General features: G+C 63.7%; 3 protein-coding genes. All 3 read left to right on the top strand.

Annotated elements, in window-relative coordinates; all coding sequences use genetic code 11:
* The first annotated feature begins 72 nt into the window (after window positions 1–72).
* A complete protein-coding gene (locus GXY33_11245; protein NLX05707.1) occupies window positions 73–909 on the top strand; it encodes an ABC transporter permease in 837 nt (278 codons plus the stop codon).
* Between the two features lie 21 nt (window positions 910–930).
* Complete coding sequence (locus GXY33_11240) at window positions 931–1,689, top strand: ABC transporter ATP-binding protein (GenBank protein ID NLX05706.1); 759 nt, start codon at window positions 931–933, stop codon at window positions 1,687–1,689.
* A partial coding sequence (locus tag GXY33_11235; protein NLX05705.1) for an MCE family protein occupies window positions 1,686–2,667 on the top strand: 982 nt, incomplete at its 3' end. The genes GXY33_11240 and GXY33_11235, both read left to right, overlap by 4 nt.

The following is a 2,667-nucleotide window of genomic DNA, read 5'->3' as shown; positions in this document are numbered from 1 at the left end:
GTTCGTTGAGGCGGGTGAATTTCCTGGTCGTTGACGATGGGGCCGACTTCGGCTAGAAAGGAGGGTCTGGAGATGGAGGATGGCTTGATGGCGGAAGGGAAGCCCGAGGGTTTGTCACGGAAGGCCCTGGCGCTGGTGGCGGCGTTCGGGGACTTCTGGCGATTCGCTGGGGCGGCGTTGTGGTGGACGCCGTCGAGTGCCCGGACCCGTCAGGACCTGGCCCTGTTGATGCCGCAGTTCCACGAGATCGGGGCGCGTTCGGTGCCGATCGTGGGCATAACGGGCCTTTTTGTGGGTATGGTGCTGGCGGTTCAGACGGTGGTGCAGTTCGAAGCGGTTGGGCTGGAGAACTATTTGGGTTCGGTGATCAACCTGTCGGTGGTGCGGGAGTTGGGGCCGGTGCTGGCGGGCGTGATGCTGGCGGGCCGGGTGGGCGGGGCGATGACGGCTGAGCTGGGTACGATGAACGTGACCGAGCAGATCGACGCGTTGCGGAGCATGGGCACCAATCCGATCCGGTACCTGGTGGTGCCGCGGTTCCTGGCGTGCCTGATGCTGACCCCCCTGCTGACCTGCTACGCCGATCTGATGGGCGTGTTCGGCGGCTATGCGATCTCCTGCTGGGTTTTCGGCGTTTCGGAGAATCCGTACTGGCGCTATACCGCCCAGTCGCTGGAGACCTGGGATATCATGGTCGGCCTGGCCAAGAGCGTTCTGTTCGGCGGGTCGATCGCGATGGTGGCCTGCTACAAGGGCTTTGGCACCCGGGGCGGGGCGGAGGGCGTCGGGCGGGCGTGCACCGAGGCGTTCGTCATCAGCTTCGTGGCGATTTTGACGTTCGATTTCTTCATGGCGGTGCTGTTCAAGGGGATCTACGAGCTGGTGTGGGGTTTCAAGAGCGTGTTCTGAGAACGGTTTTTCATGGACTGGATCATTGAGCTGGAAAACGTGAGCAAACGGTTCGGGAGCCTGGTGGTCCTGGACGAGATGAACGTGCGGTTCGAGCGGGGCAAGACGACGGTCGTGCTCGGCGAGAGCGGCACGGGCAAGTCGGTGCTGCTCAAGACGATCATCGGGCTGATCGGGCCGGATCGCGGACACGTCCGGTTTGAGGGGACGGAGATCGGAAGCCTGAAGGGCCACGAGTTGGAGGCGATGCGGACGCGGTTCGGTTTTCTGTTTCAGGGCGGTGCGTTATTTGACTCGATGACCGCGGGCGAAAACGTGGCGTTTCCGCTGCGGCAGCACACCGACAAGCGCGACCGGGAGATCGCTGAGATCGTGGCCAACAAGCTGAAGCTGGTGGGTCTGGCCGGCATCGAGGGGAAGACGCCCTCGCAGCTTTCCGGCGGTCAGAAGAAGCGGGTGGCGTTGGCCCGGGCGATCGCCATGGAGCCGCAGGTGATTCTGTACGACGAACCGACGACCGGGCTGGACCCGATCCGATCGGATGTGATCAACGAGTTGATTATCCGCCTGCAACAGCGGCTTGGCGTCACGAGCGTGGTGGTGACGCACGATATGACCAGCGCGTTCAAGGTGGCGGACCGGATGCTGATGCTGTACAAGGGCAAGTTCATCTTCGACGGGACGCCGGAGGAACTGAGGCAAAGCCGCGAGGAGCGGGTTCGGCGGTTCGTGGCCGGCGAAGCGCCCAAGGAAGACCTGGAGGCGATTGGAATCCAATGAGCGACTTTCGACGCAACGTGATCGTCGGGGTTTTCGTGCTGCTGGGGCTGGTGGCCTTGGGCACGATGATTGTTCTGTTCGGCGAAGCCCCGCGGGCTCTGACCGACACCTACCGCGTGACGATGCTGTTTCCCAAAGCCGGGCCGGTGCAGGAGGGCGATCCGATCTTCATGAACGGGATCGACATCGGCTACGTCGAGAAGGTGGTGCCGCTGGATGACATCCGGTTCGGCGTAAGGATTCTGACGCAGGTGCAGAAGCGGTTCGGCCTTCCGGTTGACGCGCATCCGCTGATCCGCGAGCAGACGGTGACGTTCGGCAAACCGGCGATTCGGATCGAGGTGGGTCCGGAGAACTCCGACGAGGTCGTTCCTCGCGACGGCACGGCGGAGGTCGAGGGCATCGTGGCGGGCGGCATCGAGGAGCTGATCCCTCGCGAGACGATGCGCGACCTGGAGGAGGCCGGCCAGGCGTTGACGAGTCTGGCTCAGAAGCTTCAGCCGGTGGCGGAGGATTTGCACGAATTGCTCAAGCCGATTTCGCTGAATGAGATGGCGACGGCGACCGGTCCGGCCCGTCCGCTGGAGAACGTTTCGACGGTGGTTCAGCGGTTTGCGCGGGCGTTGGAGAGTTTCAACGAGGTTCTCGGCGCGCCGCGGAACCAGCAGAACCTGGCGAGCATTCTGGAGAATTTCCGGGTTGTCTCGGAGCGTGGGATCACGCTGACCGAGAAGATTTCGGGCGTGGCGGATCGGGTGGACACGTTGGCGGCGGGTACCGATGACAAGCTGCAGCGTCTGTCGCGGGCGTTGATGGACAGCGCGGACCGGTTGAGCAGTCTGCTGGGCCGGCTGGGCGAAGCGGCGGAGGCCTTGAGCACGCGCGAAGGGACGGCTGGGCGGTTCCTGAACGATCCGGAGCTCTACGAGTCGCTGGTCCTGACGAGCGAGCGGCTCCAGCAGACGTTCGTGGAGCTTC

The organism is Phycisphaerae bacterium (genome assembly GCA_012729815.1).
Lineage (GTDB): Bacteria > Planctomycetota > Phycisphaerae > JAAYCJ01 > JAAYCJ01 > JAAYCJ01.
This window is presented reverse-complemented; position numbering and strand designations above follow the sequence as displayed.

Bases quoted from the DNA above. Each gene is read 5' to 3' on its own strand.
- GXY33_11245 (NLX05707.1), top strand. From the start codon at position 73: ATGGAGGATGGCTTGATGGCGGAAGGGAAGCCCGAGGGTTTGTCACGG.